Annotated in this window: 20 protein-coding genes, 1 tRNA gene and 1 riboswitch; of the genes, 7 read left to right on the forward strand and 14 right to left on the reverse strand. The window is 36.4% G+C overall.

From position 1 onward, the window contains the following. Nucleotides 1-52: 52 nt before the first annotated feature. Nucleotides 53-218: riboswitch (M-box (ykoK) riboswitch) on the reverse strand. Nucleotides 219-286: 68 nt separating this feature from the next. From F5ESL0261_RS08290 to trpS, 3 genes are read right to left on the reverse strand one after another with little or no spacing between them, the layout of a single operon-like run. Beyond that, nucleotides 287-949, reverse strand: a complete 663-nt coding sequence (locus F5ESL0261_RS08290; protein WP_370448920.1) for a TPM domain-containing protein — start codon at nucleotides 947-949, stop codon at nucleotides 287-289. Then, nucleotides 879-1,358, reverse strand: coding sequence for a deaminase (locus tag F5ESL0261_RS08295; protein ID WP_045928576.1), 480 nt, complete (start codon nucleotides 1,356-1,358; stop codon nucleotides 879-881). The genes F5ESL0261_RS08290 and F5ESL0261_RS08295 overlap by 71 nt, the downstream gene beginning before the upstream one ends. 4 nt (nucleotides 1,359-1,362) lie before the next feature. Continuing rightward, nucleotides 1,363-2,382 carry a tryptophan--tRNA ligase gene (trpS, locus tag F5ESL0261_RS08300; RefSeq protein WP_122052930.1) on the reverse strand — a complete coding sequence of 340 codons (1,020 nt, stop codon included), beginning with the start codon at nucleotides 2,380-2,382 and terminating at the stop codon, nucleotides 1,363-1,365. A gap of 87 nt (nucleotides 2,383-2,469) precedes the next feature. Between trpS and F5ESL0261_RS08305 the strand changes: the two genes are divergently transcribed. Beyond that, complete coding sequence (locus F5ESL0261_RS08305) at nucleotides 2,470-3,075, forward strand: SOS response-associated peptidase family protein (protein ID WP_122052868.1); 606 nt, start codon at nucleotides 2,470-2,472, stop codon at nucleotides 3,073-3,075. Between the two features lie 187 nt (nucleotides 3,076-3,262). Continuing rightward, nucleotides 3,263-3,333, forward strand: a tRNA-Gly gene (locus F5ESL0261_RS08310). A 313-nt stretch (nucleotides 3,334-3,646) separates the two neighbouring features. Here F5ESL0261_RS08310 and F5ESL0261_RS08315 read toward each other — a convergent pair. The 4 genes from F5ESL0261_RS08315 to greA form a co-directional block, all read right to left on the reverse strand. Further along, a complete protein-coding gene (locus F5ESL0261_RS08315) occupies nucleotides 3,647-4,309 on the reverse strand; it encodes a CPBP family intramembrane glutamic endopeptidase (protein ID WP_122052869.1) in 663 nt (220 codons plus the stop codon). An 88-nt stretch (nucleotides 4,310-4,397) separates the two neighbouring features. Next, complete coding sequence (locus F5ESL0261_RS08320; protein WP_081945320.1) at nucleotides 4,398-4,754, reverse strand: hypothetical protein; 357 nt, start codon at nucleotides 4,752-4,754, stop codon at nucleotides 4,398-4,400. Continuing rightward, a complete protein-coding gene (locus F5ESL0261_RS08325) occupies nucleotides 4,747-6,060 on the reverse strand; it encodes a Y-family DNA polymerase (RefSeq protein ID WP_109586710.1) in 1,314 nt (437 codons plus the stop codon). Before F5ESL0261_RS08325 ends, F5ESL0261_RS08320 begins: the two co-directional genes overlap by 8 nt. 78 nt (nucleotides 6,061-6,138) lie before the next feature. Then, on the reverse strand, nucleotides 6,139-6,600 hold the full coding sequence (gene greA / locus F5ESL0261_RS08330) for a transcription elongation factor GreA (RefSeq protein ID WP_122052870.1): 462 nt from the start codon (nucleotides 6,598-6,600) through the stop codon (nucleotides 6,139-6,141). Nucleotides 6,601-6,808: 208 nt separating this feature from the next. Here greA and F5ESL0261_RS08335 point away from each other — a divergent pair, with 208 nt between their 5' ends. The 4 genes from F5ESL0261_RS08335 (at nucleotide 6,809) to F5ESL0261_RS08350 (ending at nucleotide 9,801) form a co-directional block, all read left to right on the forward strand. Continuing rightward, nucleotides 6,809-7,231, forward strand: coding sequence for an Hsp20/alpha crystallin family protein (locus tag F5ESL0261_RS08335; RefSeq protein WP_034978036.1), 423 nt, complete (start codon nucleotides 6,809-6,811; stop codon nucleotides 7,229-7,231). Between the two features lie 550 nt (nucleotides 7,232-7,781). Then, on the forward strand, nucleotides 7,782-8,297 hold the full coding sequence (locus tag F5ESL0261_RS08340) for a PH domain-containing protein (RefSeq protein WP_122052871.1): 516 nt from the start codon (nucleotides 7,782-7,784) through the stop codon (nucleotides 8,295-8,297). Beyond that, a complete protein-coding gene (locus tag F5ESL0261_RS08345; RefSeq protein ID WP_122052872.1) occupies nucleotides 8,294-8,392 on the forward strand; it encodes an SHOCT domain-containing protein in 99 nt (32 codons plus the stop codon). The genes F5ESL0261_RS08340 and F5ESL0261_RS08345 overlap by 4 nt, the downstream gene beginning before the upstream one ends. Before the next feature lie 92 nt (nucleotides 8,393-8,484). Further along, nucleotides 8,485-9,801, forward strand: a complete 1,317-nt coding sequence (locus tag F5ESL0261_RS08350) for a C1 family peptidase (protein ID WP_122052873.1) — start codon at nucleotides 8,485-8,487, stop codon at nucleotides 9,799-9,801. Nucleotides 9,802-9,872: 71 nt separating this feature from the next. On the opposite strand, the gene F5ESL0261_RS08355 is transcribed toward F5ESL0261_RS08350, so the two are convergent. The 6 genes from F5ESL0261_RS08355 to F5ESL0261_RS08380 all read right to left on the reverse strand — a co-directional run bounded on the left by F5ESL0261_RS08355 (nucleotide 9,873) and on the right by F5ESL0261_RS08380 (nucleotide 16,807). Further along, nucleotides 9,873-10,811, reverse strand: a complete 939-nt coding sequence (locus F5ESL0261_RS08355) for a nucleoside hydrolase (protein ID WP_122052874.1) — start codon at nucleotides 10,809-10,811, stop codon at nucleotides 9,873-9,875. A gap of 9 nt (nucleotides 10,812-10,820) precedes the next feature. After that, nucleotides 10,821-11,777, reverse strand: a complete 957-nt coding sequence (locus F5ESL0261_RS08360) for an ABC transporter permease (protein WP_122052875.1) — start codon at nucleotides 11,775-11,777, stop codon at nucleotides 10,821-10,823. Beyond that, a complete protein-coding gene (locus tag F5ESL0261_RS08365) occupies nucleotides 11,774-12,922 on the reverse strand; it encodes an ABC transporter permease (RefSeq protein ID WP_122052876.1) in 1,149 nt (382 codons plus the stop codon). Before F5ESL0261_RS08365 ends, F5ESL0261_RS08360 begins: the two co-directional genes overlap by 4 nt. After that, nucleotides 12,915-14,450 carry an ABC transporter ATP-binding protein gene (locus F5ESL0261_RS08370; protein WP_122052877.1) on the reverse strand — a complete coding sequence of 512 codons (1,536 nt, stop codon included), beginning with the start codon at nucleotides 14,448-14,450 and terminating at the stop codon, nucleotides 12,915-12,917. Before F5ESL0261_RS08370 ends, F5ESL0261_RS08365 begins: the two co-directional genes overlap by 8 nt. Nucleotides 14,451-14,524: 74 nt before the next feature. After that, nucleotides 14,525-15,595 carry a BMP family protein gene (locus tag F5ESL0261_RS08375; protein ID WP_122052878.1) on the reverse strand — a complete coding sequence of 357 codons (1,071 nt, stop codon included), beginning with the start codon at nucleotides 15,593-15,595 and terminating at the stop codon, nucleotides 14,525-14,527. Nucleotides 15,596-15,715: 120 nt separating this feature from the next. Further along, nucleotides 15,716-16,807 carry a BMP family protein gene (locus F5ESL0261_RS08380; RefSeq protein ID WP_045928588.1) on the reverse strand — a complete coding sequence of 364 codons (1,092 nt, stop codon included), beginning with the start codon at nucleotides 16,805-16,807 and terminating at the stop codon, nucleotides 15,716-15,718. A gap of 295 nt (nucleotides 16,808-17,102) precedes the next feature. Between F5ESL0261_RS08380 and F5ESL0261_RS08385 the strand changes: the two genes are divergently transcribed. Then, nucleotides 17,103-17,633, forward strand: a complete 531-nt coding sequence (locus F5ESL0261_RS08385; RefSeq protein ID WP_122052879.1) for a methylated-DNA--[protein]-cysteine S-methyltransferase — start codon at nucleotides 17,103-17,105, stop codon at nucleotides 17,631-17,633. Nucleotides 17,634-17,694: 61 nt separating this feature from the next. Here the strand turns inward: F5ESL0261_RS08385 and F5ESL0261_RS08390 are convergent, their stop codons facing one another. Then, nucleotides 17,695-18,348, reverse strand: a complete 654-nt coding sequence (locus tag F5ESL0261_RS08390) for an HD domain-containing protein (RefSeq protein WP_122052880.1) — start codon at nucleotides 18,346-18,348, stop codon at nucleotides 17,695-17,697. Nucleotides 18,349-18,521 lie beyond the last annotated feature (173 nt).

Consider the following 18,521-nt stretch of genomic DNA (forward strand, 5'->3'; position numbering starts at 1 on the left):
ACTAAAAAAGAGCCGCCCATGCTAACCGCTTGGCGTCCCTTTTCAATAGGTATTATTATACTCATCGTTCAGTTTTAACACTACGTGACGTAAGTCTTACAGCTAGCTATCTGGTTTTCGCCTTATATCGACGAAAACTATTTGACCCGTTGGCATCTCTGGATGTTTCCGGGCGATAGCATTTGTTCACGTAGGAGTCTCACCTAACAGTTTATTTGTTGTTTATTTAATTTGCATTGTGAGTGTAATACATAACACATGATAAAGTCAATATTTTTATCTTTTTTTATTTTTCTTTTTTTAGGTTCAAATTATTTTTGAAGAAATAAATCAAACCGCCAATTAATAAAGCAAGCGCCAAGGCTATAGGCAAGGCCAACCTGTGAGGGTGAGAAAGCTGTGCCCGCTCATCACTGGTCAAATCATACTTATCCAGTGAATATTGGTAACGTTGATCAATAGTAGTGGCACATGCTCTAAATACGAAACGCAAGCCTTCATTAAATTTCTTTTTATTAGTGCTACGCAATTTATCTGATTGCGATCGAATGATATTGCCTCGCACATCGGCCGAAAATGCGCTGTGCAAGTCTTTACTGGAATAAATTTGCACGTTGCGCTTTTTATTTTTAGTGCCAACAACAATAAAAACCGTCCGCTTATACTTATTTAACTTTGCTGGTGTCAAGTGATCAGTGCGATTCACCGTTTTTACAATAATTTGTGGCTGCTCACTAGTTTGAAAATAACGATCATTTTTCGCTAAAATTAATTTGCTGGTTTCACGCTCAAGCAGATTGCTGTTATCTTTAATATTAGGACTTGAAAAACCGGTCATTGTTAGAAAAATACCAATTAAAGCAGTAAATAATACTAGTTTAGTTTTCAGCGTCTTCCAGTTTATGGGCCAGTTGCTCCACATATTGCCGATCGATCTTAATTTGTTCATAAGGAACCCCGCAGTCTTTAAAAAGTTTAATCGCAAGTGGGCTGTCATTGTAATCAAAGTAATAATTGATTTTTTTCACTCCAGCCTGCACTAATGCTTTAGCACAATTATAACAGGGAAAGTGTGTGACATAAATTTCTGTGTCATCGGTTGAAACGCCGTTACGCGCACATTGAATCAGTGAATTCATTTCAGAATGAATGGTGCGCACGCAGTGCCCATCAACCAGTTGGTGTCCAACATCATCGCAATGAGGTTGTCCCGTAACAGAACCGTTATAACCGGTGCCAATGATCCGATTCTTTTTTACCAAAACACTGCCTACTAATGCCCGATCACATGTTGAGCGCTGAGCAATTACTAAGGCCTGCATCATAAAGTACTGCTTCCAAGGAATTCGCTTACGCATTTTTTTACCTCTTAAAATAATTCAAACCGATTGCATCCCTTACCTCTTGTAAGGTCTGGTTTGCTACTTCGTTTGCTTTTTTAGAGCCCTCAATTAACATATCATAGACAGCAGATGTATTCTGTTCGTACTTAGCGCGCCGTTCACGTATTGGAGTCAATTCATTTTCCAAGACTGTATTTAAATAACGCTTAATTTTGACATCACCCAAGCCGCCTTTTTGGTAATCTTCCTTCAATTGCGCTACCTTATTCTTGTCAGGATCAAAAATATCAAGGTAGGTAAAGACAGTATTGCCCTCTACTTTGCCTGGATCTTCAACATGGATGTGCTGGGGATCAGTATACATTGACATTACTTTTTGTTCAACGGTCTTGGCATCATCAGACAGATAAATAGCATTATTTAAGGATTTGGACATTTTGGCATTACCATCTAGACCAGGCAAGCGCCCCTCACCCTTTTCTGGGAAGTAGCCTTTAGGTTCTACTAAGACATTGCAGTTATAAACGCGGTTAAAAGTGCGCACAATTTCACGTGCTTGCTCTAACATCGGCTCTTGGTCATCCCCAACGGGTACCAAAGTTGCCTTAAAGGCTGTGATATCAGCTGCCTGTGATACTGGATAATTTAAGAAGCCCACGGGAATGGAATCGTTAAAACCTTTTTGCTTGATCTCAGCTTTAACAGTTGGATTACGCTCTAAGCGGCTAACTGTAACTAAATCCATATAATAGGCTGTCAATTCAAACAAAGCCGGTATTTGTGATTGAATAAAAACTGTAGAAATTTCAGGATCGATGCCAACTGCTAAATAGTCCAACGCTACTTGAATTAAACTTTTTTGAATTTTTTCAGGATTACGGGCATTGTCAGTCAGTGCTTGCGTATCAGCAATCATAATATAAGGATGATATTCACCGGAATTTTGTAATTTGACCCTGTTTTTTAGTGAGCCAATATAGTGTCCTACGTGCAATTTTCCTGTTGGGCGGTCACCTGTAAGGATAACTTTCTTTTTCATCATAATCTGCCTTCCTTAAATAATTAAAATCTTTTTAATATAATAATTCTACCAAAAATCACGTAATGATTAAACACGGAGGAAAAAATGTGCAATCAATTTCAGCTGCCAAGCCTGGCAGAAATTAAAAAATACTTAGCAAACGACTTAAATTTACCACTAATAGAACCAGCAAGTAATTTGCCCCAAAATCAAAATATTTTTCCTAAGGGAATTGCCCCGGTACTAGTCTACACAGATAATCAATTACAATTGTTGCCTAAATCTTGGGGTTATCCGAGTCCGTATGATCACAAAAAAGTAGTTTTTAATGCCCGTATTGAACGTTTTTTTGAAGAAAAACATTCCATGTGGGACTCTTCCTTTGCCAAGTCTCGCTGCATTATTATTGCCAGTCAATTCTTTGAATCTGGTCATGATACCTATGAAGCTGGAAATGAACACAGGTATCATGAACGCTTTAGTTTCAAGAATGCAAATGCTGCTCTGACACTAATTGCCGGGATTTACCAAAAGGATCATTTTTCAATGGTTACTACTAAACCTAATGCTTCCTATGCCCCAGTCCATGACCGGATGCCCTTAGTCATTCAAGCTGCTGAGTTGCGCCAATGGCTATTCCAGAACTTTTCATCTTTAGTTGATCGCAGCCAGTTAAGTCTTAATTCTGTTAAGTTACCACCTAAAAAGTGACAACTATATCTCCAACTTAATTCAAATAACTTCTTGCTCCTATTTATTATTACGCAAATTTAGACTGGAACTCTTAAAAAATGACGCTGCTTTAGGAAATTTTTCCTTCAGCTAGCAGCTTACTTGTAAAATTTTAAAAAACAAAACTTGGTTTCGAAAACGAAACATGGTAAACTGTTTGAGTAATGCGGGTATAGTTTAATGGTAAAATGTTAGCTTCCCAAGCTGAAGATGCGGGTTCGATTCACGCTATCCGCTTAATTAAAAAGCAATGGCCATCAAAGTCATTGCTTTTTAGCTGCCGAATTATTAGTTACCAGCAATAAATTTAACTTTTAATTATAAATTATTACAACTATCTTTTTAAAAGGTAATTGCACTTTTTCTTGTTAGCTGGGCATTAAAATGTGCAAATAAATAATCAAGATCTCCAATGCAATCATTAGGGTGCAAGATTAGTTCCCTTGTATTGCAAAAAATAATTTGTAGAACTTAACAGGGTGATAACAACTTTTGAATAAAAAATAAAAGCCAGGAAACATTATTTCCTGACTTTTTCTAATTTCGATTATTAAGTCATAATCAGTAAAATAATTCCATTTAGCACTGCTAAATAGATTGGCATCCATAAAGTTTGCGTATAAAGGTACGACCAAGCAAAAAGTGCTCCAAAAATTATATTAATTAATAATAGTGGCAGTGAGCTTTGCCAATTAAGTAAACTAAACAGAATTCCCGAAGTCAATATTCCTAGAATTGCAGTTAAAACAGTGTTGCTCCTAAAAGCATAATTGAATAAAAAGCCGGTAATTAAAAATTCTTGTAGTATTGGTAAAACGATACCAATTGCAACTACTAAAAACCAGTAAGTTATTGTTGTTTCATGATGCAAATATGCAATTTGAAAATTATATAATTTAAGTCTGCCGTAGGATTGCAACCAGGAAACACTGATACGCAATGCTGTTACCACAGCAGTCAAACCAACGATCAAGCCAAAATTGCTAAGCCAAGATCCCGCGAAACTACGGTCAAAAAAGCGTTGTTCCCTATTAAAGCGATAAATAAAAAACAGTGAAACCATTAATGAGATAGTTGCAAATAAAATTAGATCCCAAATATGAATTGGTGAATTAGCAGTAACTAACTTAATCACCCCGGCAACCATCAAATAGCTAATGAAATAAATAAGATAGCGTATGATATTGCCTTGCCTTGATGCTGGTGTATTCACAAAAATTACCTCTATACTATTATGTACCTTACAAGTTCCATATTATAGCAAAAAAAGATATCTATATAAAATATCAAGGTAATTTTTCTTAATCTACACTGATATTATTTATATCTTCTAAAGCAATTTTTTGTCCGTCAACAATAATGCCGTCTTCACTATAACCATTGACAAAGCCGCAAATATCAGCTGGTAATTGATTATCGCTGTTCATAACTTTAACCTGCAGATGTACCATGCGGTGATTGCCATATGCTTTGAGCAGCTGCAAGCTTATTTCTTCTATACTCATAGTATCTTTAACGGGATGCTTCACGCTGCGCTTTTGCTTATCTTTATTAATTGCCATAGTATGATCGCTCAAAAAGAAACCCTGCCACTTTTTCATTTTGCGATCTTGGTAATTCTTAAAAAAGTCTTGAACTACTTTATCAAAATCATTCATATGCATTTCCACCATTATGTCCACCAACTAAACTGCTGCGCCTTATTGCCGTAGCGCCCTTAGACAAACTTGAGGCTTTGACTAAACTGGTAAAACCATATTTTTTTCTGATTTTGTCAACAGTTATATTTATAGTACGTTTTTTTATCTGTTCAGTGGCCGAAACAAAAAAAGTTAATTGCTGGCAATTATCAGGTTCTAAGCGACTACAATTGACTCCTAAGGCTCGGACCGTTTCTCCATGCCAGTTTTTACGGAAAAGAGCCAGTATTTCTTCAACTAATAAATCATTATCATTAGTAGGGCAAATTTTTTGCTGCACATTAAAGCCCTTACGACTGCCATCTTGTTCGTACTTAGAAAAGCCAACAAACAAGCTGATACAGCCTGCTTGTAAACGGTGTGCCCTTATTCTGGCACCCACCTGCTCGCCTATTTCACGTAAAACTATTTCTATTTCTCGCTGATTCGTATAATCACGGTTTAAAATCTGTGAATTGCCGTAATTTTTCATTATGGGAAAATATTTTTCACTAATAATGCTACGATCAACTCCCCAGCTAATCGCAAATAGCTGTTCGCCAATCACGCCAAACTCATTTTTTAAAATTGCTGGATCAGTATGAGCCAATTCATACATATTGTTAATATGCAGGCGGCGCAAACGTGCAGCTATTCTTTTGCCAATCCCCCAAACTTCTTCCATATCTTTAATTTGCCAAATTGTATCGGGTACATCAATATAATGCCAATAATCAATCATCGAACACCGATGTTTAGCAGAAATGTCCATTGCCAGTTTAGCTAGCAGGGGATTTTCTCCTATTCCGCAAGTAGTATAAAGACCAATCTTATTTTTTATTTCTACCTGAATTTTGCGAGCAACCAGATAAGGATCATCCCCAAACAAACGCCAAGACTTGGTCATATCAATCATACTTTCATCAATTGAGTAAACATGGATATCTTCATCTGATGCATATTTCTGAAAAATTTTCAATACCTGCATGCTACGTTTAATATACAAATTCATATGTGGGTCTGCCAAAATAAGGTCTGGCGCTTCTTTTTTCGTAGGTAAATCACGTACCCGCATAACATTAGTTAACCCATATTTTTTCTTTGCTAAAGGTGAGGCTGCCATAATTAGCCCCGAGCCATAATTTGTATGTGGCTGATGCGAAACAACTGCTAACACAGCTTTCATTGGGTTTAGACCTAATTGAAGTGCCTCACAACTGGCAAAAAATGATTTGTTATCAATCATAAAAATTAAACGATGGGGCTCATAACGATAATCATACATTGCTTTCACTTCCTAATGCAAACTCATGTTCGCTAAAATAAATTATACAAACACCAGTTCGAATAATCAAGTGAAAAATTATTCAATTGCTTCAATCGTTACCTGATATTCCCCTGCCGGAGCCTCCACTTTAACAGTTTTGCCAACTTTCTTTTTCATGATAGCCTGACCTAATGGCGAGTCGAAAGCTATTTTACCAGCACTGATATCTGCCTCCATTCGGCCAACAACTTGGTAAATCTCAGTTTCTGCATCATCACCAAATTTTAATGTAACCGTTTTGCCCAGATCTACCTTGCCGTCAGCTGTTTTTTCAACAATTTCTGCATATTTCAACTGCTTTTCCAAATAACGCAAACGACTCTGAAGGTGTCCTAAATCACGTTTTGCCTCTGTATATTCGGTATTTTCAGACAAGTCACCCAAGGAGCGTGCTTCCTGCAAAATTTTAATTTTTCTAGGTCTATCCTTTTTCAAATCAGCAATTTCATCTTTAATTTTTTGATAGCCTTGAGGCGTCATTTTTTGATAATAAACCAAAATATTCTCTCCTAATTTTTTCTTTTCAATATTATCCACAAGCTATAATTACTGTTATGGAGGTTCTAATTTTTATAAATTAGCACTCTAAAAATAATAGTGCTAAATATTTCCTTTTTATGAATCTGCATACTATAATAATAATTGTAAGGAAGAAATGAAAGTCTTCTGTTACAAATATATAAATTTTGAAAGGAAGTTTTTTACTATGGCAAATGATATGATGAATCGGCACAATGATTTATTCGATGCGATGAACGATTGGTTTGATCTTCCAAGAAAATTTTTCGATGATAACGAAGTAGCAAAATTAATGCAATCAGATGTTGTTGAAAACGACAAAGAATATGTAATCAAAGTTGACATGCCTGGAATGGACAAGGATAAAATTCACCTAAATTACAATAATGGTATTTTAAGTGTATCAGGTTCAAGAAAGTCATTTAAAGATATGTCCAAGGATAACAGCATTATTCACCGTGAAAGAAGTGAAGGTCACATTTCACGCAGCTTCAGATTACCAAACGTAGTTGCAAGTGATATTCATGCCAAATACGATAACGGTGTATTGACAATTACCCTGCCAAAGCAACAAGCTGGCGCAAGCGATAACTCAATCCAAATTGACTAATTGTCTTCAAATTATCAAAGTATATTAACTCACTGAAATAGCAGAAAGTCTATTTAAATTTGTCTGAACTGTTTTTAAAATAAAACATATCAGAAGCACCAAAATAAGCCATCCTGATCAAAGTCGGGATGGCTTATTTTGTTTCCAGCTGCTTTTTAGATTTTTCTTTAGCAGCAGATTTAGTAGTAAAGTTTTGAGACTATGTTTCATTTAAAATTCCAGGATTATTAACAGAACCTGTTATTTTAAATATTATTTTTGCACGTACTTCCTTCTATAGATTCTTTTATGCAGTATTTAAAATTCGCAAAGACAATTGATATCTATTTGCAATAGTTTTAATCTAATAATATTAGTAAAATTTAATATTTAAAATTTTGCACCTTTGTCATTGTTAATACTAGGACTGCTAAAGTTTAGGCTTAACTCTTTCTTCTCTTCTTTTCCCAATTTCAAGATTATTAGTTATTAACCTCAAATAATAGCTGCCCAGTCCACCACAGCCAGTGACGTTAAACCTAGGGCAAGTTTTCCTTAGGAGGAGTATAAATTGAGCAAAAATAATGACATATACATAGAAAATCGAGCTTCGAGTGCTGCTAAAAAAATAAATAAATTGAACATACCAGATGAAATTAAAAAACAATTAATTGATAAGAAAGTTTTTGATTTTTGGTTTAACAATAAAGAATTAAGAGCCCTGTCAGATAATATTGATATCGCAGGCGGTGAGAGTATCCAGTATGCAGCTAGTGGCAATTACGATAATCATACTGCACTGATAATTTGTACAAACATGCGTGTAATGATAATTAATAAGAACATGTTTATTGGGGGAGATTTTACAGATATACCACTTAATATGATTAATGGTGTATCAATAAAAACGCGACTTTTCTTATCTGACATTCAAATAACTAATGGAGCAACAAATATTTTTCTTAACGATTTAGATAAAACTGCTGCACCAATTTTAGCAGATACTATTAAAAGCAGGTCGAAAAATTATCAACAAAGTATTCAAAGTGCCCAGTACAAAATACAACAGAAAATACTCAAGATATGATTGCAGAGTTAAAGCAATTAAAAGAGTTAGTTGATGAGGGAATATTGACTGAAGAAGAATTTTCGGCTAAGAAGAAGCAAATTTTAGGATTATAAAGCCAAAGTGGGTTCAGCTATTGAACTCGCTTTTCTTTTAGCTTAAAATATAAAGTAATTTAAAAATAGATTAAAAAAGGAGAATATATTTCATGGCTCATAAATTAACTGTCCAAGAACTGGAAAAGTTTGCGGAAAACTTTAATGAAAAACCGCAAAATCAAGTTGTTGCACGAGCTGCTCAAAAAAGCGGTGTTCTTGCAGCGTCTTACAATGAACGTGTTCAAGGCGAGTTGACCCGTGTGTTTTCAACAGAGCTGGATACTGAAAATGTTACTAACCAGCGCCAATCAGGTCGTTGCTGGGAATTTGCCACCCTTAATATTTTACGGCATTATTTTGGTAAAAAATATCACTGCAAGAATTTTACTTTCTCACAAAGCTACAACTTTTTCTGGGATAAAGTTGAACGGGCAAATATTTTTTACGACAATATTTTAGCTACTGCCGATGAACCACTTGATTCCCGTACAGTAAAAGCTTATTTAAACGGCGCTGGCGGAGACGGTGGTCAATTCCACATGGGTGCAGCTTTAATTGAAAAATACGGTGTTGTGCCTTCTTATGCAATGCCTGAAAGTTTTAATACCAATAACACTGCCGGTTTAGGTAAAGCTTTGGGCGATAAACTGAAAAAAGACGCTCTGGTTTTACGCAAATTAAAGCAAGACGGTAAAGATGATGAAATAGAAAAAGCCCGTAAGAAGTTCTTAAGTGAAATTTACCAAATAACAGCAATTGCTGTTGGAGAACCACCTAAGAAATTTGACTTGGAATACCGTGATGATGACAAGAAATATCACTTGGATAAAGATCTAACCCCACTAGAATTTTTGCATAAATACATGGGCGATGTTGACTTTAATGATTACGTTGTATTGTCTAATGCACCAGATCATGAATATGATAAATTATATGGGTTGCCATTTGAAGATAACGTTGAAGGGTCATATCGCATCAAATTCTTGAATGTCCCAATGGAATACTTGGAAACTGCAGCTGTTAACCAATTAAAAGATGGTGAAGCTGTTTGGTTTGGTAATGATGTTGGTGAACAAAGCGATCGTAAAAAGGGATATCTTGACAGCGACTTATATAAACTAAGTGATCTCTTTGGTGTTGACCTCAAGATGTCCAAAGCTGACCGCTTGCGTACCGGTGCTGGCGCTTCAACTCATGCTATGGCTTTTGTTGGTGTTGATGAAGATGGTGGCCATGTGCGTCAATGGAAAGTTGAAAATTCCTGGGGCGAAAAGAACGGCGACAAGGGTTTCTTTGTTATGAATAATGATTGGTTCAATGACTATGTTTATGAAGTTGTTGTCCACAAAAAGTACTTGACACCAGAACAAGTAGCTATTGCTGAAGGTCCAATTACAGACTTACCAGCTTGGGATTCACTAGCTTAAGCGAATTTATAACTAATAAAAAGACGAAATTCAAAAACGAATTTCGTCTTTTTTATATTACAAATAATTATTTACTTGCCACGTAATAATAGCTCATCAAATTTTTTAAAGAATAAATCTTTATTTGCTTTAGTTACCAAAGTAATTTCGCGTCCGTTAGGATCATCTTCCATTCGTCCTGCAGCCAATCCCTGTGTAACCACCTTTACCTTGTGCTTTTCAGTGACCAAAACGACTTCCGGATAAAGAGCACTAATTGTCGTTAATACATCCCAAAAATAAAGTTGCGAGCTTGGAATTGGGGGATTAACCAACAGACAATAGCCTTGCGCAACCAAGTCTACAGCTGGATGTTCACGCAAACTGGCCCAATGCATTCTTAATTCATCAGTTAATGGTAATTCTTCACTACTTTCAAGACCAATAATTTGCATAGGAATATTTGATTTCAGAACCCTATCGACAGCAAACGGATCCCAAAAGGCATTCCATTCTTGCGTACCATCAACATTAACCTGAACAACATTACCATGACCATCAAGAGAGCCGCCCATCCAGTATAGCTGCTCAATTTTATCCGCAATTTTGGGATTAGTATCCAGCGCACGAGCCAAGTCGGTTAAAGGTCCCGTCATAACTAACGTGACAGGCTGCTTTGCTGCCAAAATTTTTTCAACCATGTCTAAATGAGCCGGTTTTACTGCAATTTTAGTAATCACTTTCCCAGATTCGTTTAATAACGGCAGGTAATTAAATGAATATGCTGCTTTACGCCAGGCTTCCGGAAACTGATTGACAGCTCTTGAATCTGATTTGGCAATTTCTAATTGATCGCCTCTTAGGTTAAACCGGTCTGTCATCTTTCGACACACCTCAACAGCCGGGTCAACGTAACCATCAGCATCAATTGCACTAACACCTAGCAATTTAATATCCGGTGCTTGCAAGAGTAACAAATATGATACTAAATCATCAATATTACCATCGTGATTAAAATATATTTCTTTCATTATTCTTTCCTATTTTGACTTAATATAATTCTGACCATCTGCTGCTGGAGCAACGGATTTTCCAAAGAACAAAACTAAAACTAAAATGGTAATTACATAAGGAGCAATCTGCATGTAAACAGCAGGAATGTGACTAAAGAATGGTAGCTGATTGCCAATAATGCTGATACTTTGGGCAAAACCAAAGAAGAGTGACGCTAGCATTGCACCTAATGGATTCCACTTACCAAAAATCATGGCTGCTAACGCCATAAAACCTTGCCCCACGATAGTAGAAACTGAAAAGTTGCCTGAAATTGCTTCCGCAAAAACTGCTCCGCCAATTCCGCCTAAAAAGCCGGATATTAGCACGCCAGCGTAGCGCATACCATAAACATTGATCCCTAAAGTATCAGCTGCTTGGGGATTTTCACCACAGGAACGCAGACGCAAGCCAAAGCGAGTTTTATACAAAATCCACCATAGTGCGATTGACACAATTATTGCCAGCCAGGCAGGTGCAGAAGTATTTTGAAAGAAAATTGGTCCAATGACAGGAATATTTGCTAATCCAGGAAAACTAAAGTAGCCGAAACTCTGAGTAATGTTTTCAGTTTGACCTTTATCATATATAGCTTTGACTAAAAACACTCCTAATGGTGGCGCCATAAGATTGAGGACAGTCCCACTGATGATGTGATCAGCGTGAAAATTAATGGTCGCTACAGCATGAAGCAGCGAAAACAATAAGCCAACAATGCCCCCGACAAGAAGACCAATCCAAGGAGTTGCTTTACCAAAAGTAGAAGCAAAAGTCAGGTTAAACACAATGGCAGAAAAAGCCCCCATTGTCATTATTCCTTCAAGGCCAATGTTGGTAATACCTGAATTTTCACTATAAACACCGCCTAAAGCGGTAAAAATTAATGGTGCTGAATAGACAAAAGTCGATGACACAATTAACGCTAAAATTGTAACTAAATTCATGAATTTTGTCCTCCCTGGGTCTTTGTAGAACTCACTGTAACATTATTTGGTTCAGTTTCTTCAGTCGCTGTATCTTTTTGGATTTCTTTAGCCCTTTTAGTTTTAAACAATAATCCAATTACATATTGAATAGCAACAAAGAAAATGATAGCAGCAATTACTATTGAGACAATTTCATAAGGAATACCGGCAATGGTTTGCATCCCTAGACCGCCAATTTTTAAAATTGAAAATAATAGTGAAGCCAGTAAAATGCCAACAGCTGTCCCACCACCAAGAAGAGCAACGGACAGACCATCCCACCCGATATCTAAGCTGGTCGTTTGGGTGAAATAGTTTTGATATGTGCCAAGACCTTGAACAACACCGCCTAAGCCAGCAAATCCACCAGATAATAACATAGAAAGCATGATATTCTTTTTGGCTGACATTCCTGCATAACGACTCGCCTCAGCATTGGTACCAACTGAACGAATTTCAAAACCTGTAGTAGTTTTTCTCATTAAATACCAATATAAAAAAACTGCAACCAAAGCAATAAAAACACCTGCATTAATGCGTGAATCACCAAACATTGTGCTAAGCCATCCAATTTTCAAGCTGCCATTATCAGCAATTGTTTTAGTAGTATCAGTATCAATACGCAATTTAGATGACATAACCTGTTGCATTAAATATTGACACGAATAAAGCACAATATAGTTAATCATAATGGTTGTTATGACTTCATTAGTCCCAAATTGTGCACGGAGCCAACCAGCAATACCAGCAACAAGTGCGCCAGCCAGAATGCCTGTTATTACTGCCAAAGGTAGCAAAATTGCCTTAGGCATATTAGGATTAGCCAAAACCACCCAGATAGAAGATAACCAGCCAGCTTGAGCCTGACCAGGCAAGCCAATATTGAAAAAACCGGCAGTAGAAGCTATAGCAAAACCAATAGCGGTAAAAATCAGCGGGGTAGCTTCACGGATCGTCTCACCTATGCCGTTCATGTTTCCTAACGCACTGGAAAACATTGAAGCATATGCTTGAAACGGATTGTAACTCCAAACCAGCATGATGATTGCTCCGACTAAAAAGCCTGCCAAAATAGAAATGATTGGCACTAAGATTTTCTTGGTTTTTAGTGTAACTTTAAGCAAGTGCATTACCTTCTTTCTTAACGCCGGTCATTAACAAACCTAATTCTTCATCACTAGTATTTTCTGGCTTGACTTCACCAGAAATTCTACCATCGTGAAGCACAATAATTCTGTCTGACAATTGCATAATTTCATCAAGCTCATAAGATATTAACAAAATTGCTTTGCCCTGAGCTCTCTCATTTAAGAGCTGATTATGAATATATTCAATGGCACCAACGTCAAGGCCACGAGTCGGCTGAAAAGCAATAATTAAATTACTGTCGCGACTCAATTCACGGGCAATAATGACTTTTTGCTGGTTACCTCCAGATAAATCACTTACAGGCATTCTTTCACTTGTAGTTCTGATATCAAATTGTTTAATTAATTTCTTGGCATGTTCATGAATTACATCATAATGCATCACGTTATGGCGAGAAAATGGTTCCTTATAATAAGTTTGTAAAGCCAAATTATCAGAAACTGAAAAAGGCAGGATCAAACCATATTTTTGTCGGTCAGCAGGGATATATGACACGCCCTTTTCGGTTATTTGCCGTACCTTACGATTAGTCATATTTTCACCATCAATCAAAATTTTGCCAGAATCAATATGTTGCAAACCGGTTAAAGCTCTGACAAGTTCATCCTGACCGTTGCCATCAATACCAGCGACTCCCAATATTTCTCCAGCATGCAATTCAAAAGACAAACCTTTAATTACCGCAACATTTTGTTTGTTTTTAACATGTAAGTCTTCAACTTGCAACATTGTGCGTCCACCTTTTTTTGTGGACTTATTAACCTGCATGTTAACGTGACGTCCCACCATTAATTCTGCCAGACGATTATTATCAACATTAGCGACATCAAAAGTTCCTACGCTTTTACCAGCACGAATCACAGTTACACGATCAGCTGCTCGTTCGATTTCTTCCAGTTTATGTGTAATTAAAATGATTGATTTGCCCTCTTTTGCCAGTTCATGCAGTATTTGAATAAATTCTGTAATCTCCTGGGGGGTCAAAACAGCAGTGGGCTCATCAAAAATCATAATGTCTGCTCCACGGTAAAGAACTTTCAAAATTTCCACTCTTTGCTGTTGAGCAACCGTAATCTCACTGACCTTTTTCAATGGGTCAACATTTAAGTTATAACGCTCAGACAAGGCCATTATTTGCTTTTCTGCTTTTTTAAAATCCAGTTTAGGACCCTTGGTAGTTTCATGACCCAAAATGATATTTTCTAAAACAGTAAAGGAATCCATCAACATAAAATGCTGGTGTACCATGCCTATACCCAAATCTTTTGCGACAGTTGGATTTTTAATATTAACCTTTTTCCCCCGAACCAAAATTGAACCTGCGGTAGGGGTAATCAAGCCAGATAAAATACTCATTAAAGTTGATTTACCTGCACCATTTTCTCCCAAAAGAGCTAAAATTTCACCTTTCCTTAAAGTCAAATTAATATCATTATTGGCTTTAAAACCGTTAAAATCCTTCACAATATGGCGCATCTCTATTACGTTCGTCATATCTTTCATTTTGCGTAAATTTCCTTTTTCTAAAAAAACTCTTTGCATAAATTTACACAAAGAGTTTTAAACGTTAATTTACTTTAATTCTGCGCTACTGTTATTTTTCCGGAAACTACTTGCTGCTTAGCCTTTTGTACTGCAATCCATGCCTTTGGTGCCAGATTGCCTTTAGTAATTGAAACACCATTGCCTTTTAATGAATAAACCAGGTGCTTTCCTCCAGGGAACTTACCTTTGGCTGCATCATCAGCTAAAGATTTGGTTGCAACATTTAGTCCCTTCAATACAGAAGTTAAAGTAAAGTTAGCCTTTTTACCATCCTTTGTTTTGTAGTTTCCCAGGTTTTCCTGATCAACATCAACACCAATTACCCAAACCTTTTTATTTTCCGACTTAGTTTGATTAAGTGCTTTAGCTTCTTGGAAAACTCCACTACCGGCAGAACCGGCAGCTTGGAAGACTACATCACAGTTGTCAGCGTACATAGATTGTGCAATTGACTTAGCTTTATCATTTGAAGTAAAGTTTCCGATATATTGCGTGCTGACACTGATCTTTTTATGTTGAGCTTTGGCAGCGTCTTTTACACCCTGTTTGAAACCTGCTTCAAAAGTATCAATGATTGCAGATTTTGCTCCGCCGATAAAACCAACTTTATTAGTTTTAGTTGAATAAGCTGCAGCTACACCACCCAAATATGATGATTCGTTACTCTTAAAAGTAACAGAAGCTACATTTTTCTGACCAGTTATCACATCGTCAACAATTACAAAATTTTTCTTAGGATTCTTCTTGGCAGCAGCCTTAACTGAATCTTTTAACATATAGCCAATACCGAATATTGTTTGGTAACCAGACTTGGCAGCCTGATTAAAATTAGGCGTATAGTCAGTGGCACTGCTAGATTGAAAATACTGGTAGCCTTTGCCTTGTTTAAAGTTATGTTCTTTACCATAATCTTTAAAACCGGCCCAAGCAGCCTGATTAAAGGACTGATCGTTAATACCGTTGCTATCCGTAATTAACGCAATACTGTCCTTCTTGTTTTGACTGCTTGTTCCCTGCTTTTTTCCCGAGCAAGCATTCAAAAACAAAGTAAATGAAGCCATTAAGATTCCTAATGACAAAAATTTCGTAAATTTCTTACCCATTTATATTACCCTCCACAAAATACGAACTTTTCATAACTAATATTATAATAAAATACGTATTAATTCAAGATAATTATTTTTTTAGTAAGATTTAGATAAAGAAATCGGATTATCAACGAACTATTTACTTGGGTGAATTGGCACTTTAATATTGCCCTTAATTATTTCATTACGTGCCTGACGTGAATATTGCCAAGCTTTAGCACTTATTTGTCCGCGTTTGATTGAGACACCATTGGTTTTTAGGCCATAAACCAATTGCTGGCCACCTGGGAATTTACCTTCATAAGCACGGTTAGAAATATCTCGGGTAGCAACATTGACACCAGTAATCACAGAAGTCAAAACGAAGTTATCTTTTTTACCATCTTTAGTTTTATAGTTGCCTAAATGTGATTGATCAGAGTCAACACCAATAGCCCAGACTTTTTTAGCACCTGTTCTAGTTTGATTAATAGATTTAGCTTCTTGGAACAGACCATTGCCTGCTAAACCAGAAGCATGAAAGATAATATCAGCTTTTTTAGCGTACATTGACTGAGCAATGGCTTTTTCTTTGTCTGCACTCTTAAAATCACCCACATACTGATTTAGCAGTGTAATTTTTTTATGCAGCTTTTTGGCTTGATCATTAACACCTTTAGTAAAACCAGCATCAAACAAGTCAATAATATTGCCATGAGCACCACCAATGAAACCAATTACGTTGGTCTTTGTTTCAGTTGCTGCTACAACACCCGCTAAGTAAGAAGCTTGCTCACTCTTGAAATTGGCGGAGGCCACATTCTTCTGCCCCTTAATTACTTCGTCAACAATAACGTAGTTCTTTTTAGGATTCTTTTTAGCAGCTGCTTTGACAGCGTCTTTTAAGCTATAGCCAATACCAAAAATTGTCTGATAGCCAGCTTTGCTTGCTTGATCAAAATTGGGTTCAAAATCTGCAGCACTGCCAGATTGAAAATACTGGTAGCCATTACGTCCACGACTAAGACTGTGATCTTTGCCGTATTCTTTAAATCCTTGCCATGCAGACTGATTGAAAGAATTATCATTGACCCCAGCAGTATCAGTAATTAGCGCAATGGAGTGCTTGGCACTGCTGCTCGAATTACTACTACCTCCCTGCTTTTTACCTGAGCATGCTGTAAGCGCTAATCCTGCAGCGACTACCACCGCACTAATGGAAAAGAACTTTCTAAATTTTGACTTCATCTTGTGACCTCCTATTTTTTTACATTAATTAACATACCACATCTGGTACCATTGTCAAAAAATCACTACAAGATAAAGTGTTGATCTGATAGCATTCCTATTTTTTCATGAAAGCGAAACTAAGCTTTATTCATAATGTTTTGTATACAACAATGAAAAAAGTTAAAATTTTCGTATAGAACTGGTTAAGCTGCTAAATCTTGAGTAAGCTTTAGTGCTAAAAATTGAAATCACCTATTGTTCAGGAATTAACGTATAATACAGTAAAAAATTTATTTATTACAGAAGAAATAAAATGAAGCTATATAAAGAATTTTTCGAATCAGAATTAGGAACATTAACGCTTTTAAGTAACGAAAATAATTTATTAGGATTATGGTTTAACGGTCAAAAATATTTTGGTGCCGGCTATGATTTGAATGTTGCCGAAGTTTTTGCAACTAGACCTATTAAACAAGCTCTAAAATGGCTAACGAACTATTTTGCTGGCCAAACTCCTGATCCATTTGCTGTACCAATTAAACCCAATGTGTCTACTTTTAGCCAAAAAGTGCTCAAAGAACTACAAAAAGTACCTTATGGTGAAGTAACCACTTATAAAGAATTATCTAATCGCGTACAAAAAGGACAAAATAAGATAAATTTGGCGCGCGCTGTTGGCAATGCAGTCAAACATAATCCAATTAGTTTAATTATTCCCTGTCACCGTGTAATTGGCAGTGATGGGTCTTTAACTGGTTATGCCGGTGGTCTTGAACGCAAGAGGGCACTGTTAAAAATGGAAAATCCCCAAATCAAATTTTCCAGTCAGTTAGACTTGCTGTGATTTTTAATGTTCGTGTTTTTAAAAAGAGCAAAATAAAAAGCCACATGCGACTACATGCAGCTTAAACATTCCATTCAGTCATAAATTCTTTCACATAATCACGCATAAATTCCGTTCTTTTTTGCGCTTCTTTTTTACCTCCAGCAGTATTCATTAAATCAGCCAATTGAAACAGTTTTTCATAAAAATGGTTAATTGTTGTTTCTGTATGTTCACGATATTGATCATGGCTTACAAGTTTCTGTGGCTTGATTCTGGGATCGTATATAACATTGCCATGAGCACCGCCATATGTAAACGCACGGGCAATGCCAATTGCACCCAAGCTTTCAATGCGATCAGCATCTTGCACATACTCTCCTGATACTGGCAACTGATAATGATGCTCTATATTAGCGGAAAAAGACATATGTTGCATAGTGAATAAAATATCTTTGACTTCTAGGGAAGTAAAACCCACCTTAGGAAGCAGTTCTTTAATGTGGGCAAGAACTTGATCAGGATCAGCACAGATTTTTTCATCAATAGTATCGTGTAAATATCCCGCAGTTTGAATAATAGCCACCACGCGGCTATCTTCATGTGCATCAGGATTATCTTGTAAATACATTTTGCTGGCCAGATGAGCTACTCGTTGTCCATGATAAAAATCATGCCCTGTTTTTTCATTTTTCAGCTGCTCTTTAACAAAATCAGTTACTTTAGTTAAATCCAAGTTAATTTCCTTTCTAATTTGTAAAATACTTTTTCATAAAATAAGCAGTTCCAATAAAGACTTGGTTTCTACTTAAGCAAATTTAAAGTCCCTTAGGCACCAAAATGCTTAGTTATTTTAATTTTTATGAATACGACAACAGTTATTACTAGCTTTATTACCCTTTATATTAT

Origin of the sequence: Lactobacillus sp. ESL0261 (assembly GCF_003693025.1) — a bacterium.
In the GTDB taxonomy this organism is placed as follows: domain Bacteria; phylum Bacillota; class Bacilli; order Lactobacillales; family Lactobacillaceae; genus Lactobacillus; species Lactobacillus kullabergensis.